The organism is Arcticibacter svalbardensis MN12-7 (assembly GCF_000403135.1).
Lineage (GTDB): Bacteria > Bacteroidota > Bacteroidia > Sphingobacteriales > Sphingobacteriaceae > Arcticibacter > Arcticibacter svalbardensis.
Window position 1 is genome coordinate 1 of the sequence record NZ_AQPN01000013.1, and the last position, 627, is coordinate 627.

The 627-nt window shown below is 38.8% G+C and carries 1 protein-coding gene; it reads left to right on the plus strand.

Annotated elements, in window-relative coordinates:
• The coding region (locus ADIARSV_RS01875) for an IS5 family transposase (RefSeq protein WP_040298776.1) at nucleotides 1–479 on the plus strand (479 nt) is incomplete at its 5' end.
• Between the last annotated feature and the right edge of the window lie 148 nt (nucleotides 480–627).

Below are 627 nucleotides of genomic sequence, written 5' to 3' on the forward strand. Positions count from 1 at the left end.
CTAAGAAGAACAATCAGCTCTATTTCGGCTATAAAAACCATGTGAAGGTTGATATTGGTTCTAAACTGATCACCGGATTTCAAACCAGTTCTGCAAGTGTCCATGACAGTGAAATACTGCCGGATCTGCTAAATGAAGAAGATTGTGGCAAACCTTTATATGCAGACAGTGCTTACCGGAGCGACAAACAGGAAGCTGCCCTAAAGACACTGGGAATTAAAAGTGAGATCCATGAACGGGCTTACCGCAATACACCCTTGAGCCAGGAACAAAAGCTGCAGAATAGGGAGAAGTCAAAAGTAAGGGCCAGAGTGGAACATGTATTTGCCTGGATGCACAGACAAGGTCATGAGTTAAAGGTGATGACAATTGGTATAGAGCGCGCAACAGCAAAGATTACATTGATGAATATGGTCTACAATATGACCCGTGCAATTCACATTATTCAATCCGGTAGGAGAAGTGTGTCCATACTATAAAAAACAAGAAAAAAGGAAGGCTATAATGCCTTTTTTAACCTCTTTATTTTGCGATTTAGTCTAATTTTTAGCTCATGATTTATTTTAAGAAATTAATTATGAGCTAAATGGAAAATATTTTAAAAAACAGGGGTTATTAGTACCTCCC